This window comes from Streptomyces sp. NPDC057654 (genome assembly GCF_042800135.1).
GTDB lineage: Bacteria > Actinomycetota > Actinomycetes > Streptomycetales > Streptomycetaceae > Streptomyces.
This window is the reverse complement of sequence record NZ_JBHVHQ010001091.1, coordinates 1-2,494: the sequence shown is the minus strand read 5'-3', so window position 1 is coordinate 2,494 and position 2,494 is coordinate 1. Positions and strand designations below refer to the sequence as shown.

The window sequence follows — 2,494 nt, the reverse complement described above, 5'->3', positions numbered from 1 at the left end:
GACCTGCACTACGTCGGCTCGCTCACCATAAGCGCCGACCTGATGGAAGCCGCCGATCTGCTGCCCGGCGAAAAAGTGGACATCGTCGACATCGACAATGGCGCCCGGCTCTCCACCTATGTCATCGAAGGGCCGCGGAATTCCGGGATCATCGGCATCAACGGAGCCGCCGCCCGGCTTATCAGCCCCGGCGACCTCGTCATCATCATCGCCTACGCGGGGGTGACGGACGAAGAGGCCCGGAAAATGGAGCCCCGCGTGGTCTTCGTGGACGCCGAGAACAAGGCCACACACCTCGGCAGCGACCCCGCGGACGTACCCGCCGGCTCCGGCCTGCTGCGCGGCGACGCACCGGCCGTATAACCCGCCCGGCCCGCCGGCGGCTTCCCCTTGGACATCTGGACCGGACATCTGGAGAAGAAAGAATGCGCCTGAACCAGGAACAAGTCGACCGCTACCACGAGGACGGATTCCTCACCGTCGAATCCGCGCTGGACCGCGGCGAGATCGAGCGCCTGCGCGCCGCCTTCACCCGCGACTGCGAGATACCGGGACCCCAGCGGATCGCCGAGGACAACGGCGACGACGTACGCGCCGTCTACGCCTCCCACCACCGCCAGCCGGAGTTCGCCTCGCTCGTCCGCGACCCCCGCCTCCTCGCGCCGGTCAAGCAGCTGCTCACGGAGCAGGTCTACATCTACCAGTTCAAGATAAACGCCAAGCCCGCGTTCGGCGGCGAGAAATGGTCCTGGCACCAGGACTACGTCGCCTGGCGCGTCGCCGACAATCTGCCCGCGCCCCGCCAGGTCAACATCGGGATATTCCTCGACGACGTCGACGAGTTCAACGGCCCGGTCATCTACCTGCCCGGCTCACACCGCTCCGGCCTCGTCCGCGACAGCCGCGACACCGCCGTCCGGTCCGACCAGCACCTCGACCCCGACGACATCGCCCTCACCAAGGAGCAGCTGGCCGCACTCGTCGCCGAGCGCGGCATGGTCAGCCCCAAGGGGCCCGCGGGAACGCTCGTCTTCTTCTCGCCGGAGATCGTGCACGGCTCCGCCCCCAACATGTCCCCCTTCCCCCGCCGGCTCCTCATCACCACCTACAACGACGTGGCGAACCAGCCGAGTTGGACCGGCGAGCCGCGCCCCGACTACGTGGTGTGCCGGGACACCGAGCCGCTGCGCACCCGCGAGACGCCCTTCCTCGACGGCCTCGCGACGGTGGCGGCATGAGCGCCCGCACCGGCCGCGCGGTCGTCCTGGAGAGCTTCGGCCGGCCCCTGGCCCTGCGCACGTTCGACATCCCGGAAGCCCCCGACGGCGGCATGGTCGTCGCGTGCACGTACGGCGGGATCTGCGGCACCGACCTCCACCTCCAGCAGGGCCACCTGGCCATCCCCACCCCGCTCGTCCTCGGCCATGAGGGCATCGGCGTCGTACGGGAGCTGGGCGCGGGCACGGCGCGGGACGCCACGGGCGCCGAACTGCGCCCCGGAGACACCGTGATGTGGGCGTCCTCGATCGCCTGCGGCGAGTGCGTGCCCTGCCGGCTGCACCGCGAGCCCACCCTCTGCGAGAACCGCCGTACGTACGGGGTCAACCGCTCCGTCGAGCAGGGTCCGGCCCTCTCCGGGGCCTGGGCCGACCACATCGTGCTCCAGGAGGGCACCACGGTCGTCAGGCCCGCCGCCGGAGTGGACCCGCTCGCCGCGATGTCGCTGGCCTGCGCTGGCCCCACCGTCGTGCACGCCCTGTACGAGCGGCGCCCCGTGCGGGTCGGCGAGGTCGTCGTCGTCCAGGGCAGCGGCCCCGTGGGCCTGGCCGCCGCGGCGCTCGCCCAGCTGTCCGGCGCGGCGAAGGTCGTCATCGTCGGCGGCCCGGCCGGCCGGCTCCGGGCGGCGGCCGACGCGGGCATCGGCGACGTCCATCTCGACATCGCGGGCGCGGCCGACCCCGAACAGGTGCTGTCCCAGGTGCGCGAGGCGGCCGGAGGGGACGGCGCGGACCTCGTCATCGAGTGCGCGGGCGTGCCCGCCGCCGTCGGCCAGGGGCTGCGCCTGGCGCGCAGGGGCGGCTCGTACCTCGTCATCGGCCAGTACACGGACGCGGGGGACACCCTGATCAACCCGCATCAGATCGTGCACCGGCAGCTCGACGTCATCGGCTCCTGGGCGTTCACCGGCGCGCACCTCGTCGAGTACGTGAAGCTGCTGCCGGCCCTCACCGCACGCTTCGACCTGCGGTCCCTGGTCACCTCCTATCCGCTGGAGGAGCACGCCGCGGCGCTGTCGGCGGTCGCGGACGGATCGGTGATGAAGGCCGTGCTGGCGAGCTGAACCGCGCCGCGCGTACGGTGGGCACCGCCCGGGGGCGGCCCGTACGAAGAGTGAGTGTTCAACCGATCGGATCGGTCAGTTGAATGCCCGGCGGAGCCGCGCGGCACGCGCCGCGCGCGCCGCCGGAGCGTACCGAGACGCGCCGCGTGGAGC

The 2,494-nt window shown here is 71.8% G+C and carries 3 protein-coding genes; all 3 read left to right on the top strand.

Annotated features, from left to right (window positions below; translation table 11 throughout):
• On the top strand, positions 1-363 hold a 363-nt coding region (panD, locus tag ACFU99_RS40795), incomplete at its 5' end, for an aspartate 1-decarboxylase (RefSeq protein WP_384402988.1).
• Between the two features lie 62 nt (positions 364-425).
• Positions 426-1,238, top strand: a complete 813-nt coding sequence (locus tag ACFU99_RS40790) for a phytanoyl-CoA dioxygenase family protein (RefSeq protein ID WP_384402985.1) — start codon at positions 426-428, stop codon at positions 1,236-1,238.
• On the top strand, positions 1,235-2,341 hold the full coding sequence (locus tag ACFU99_RS40785; RefSeq protein WP_384402982.1) for a zinc-binding dehydrogenase: 1,107 nt from the start codon (positions 1,235-1,237) through the stop codon (positions 2,339-2,341). The genes ACFU99_RS40790 and ACFU99_RS40785 overlap by 4 nt, the downstream gene beginning before the upstream one ends.
• The last annotated feature ends 153 nt before the right edge of the window (positions 2,342-2,494 follow it).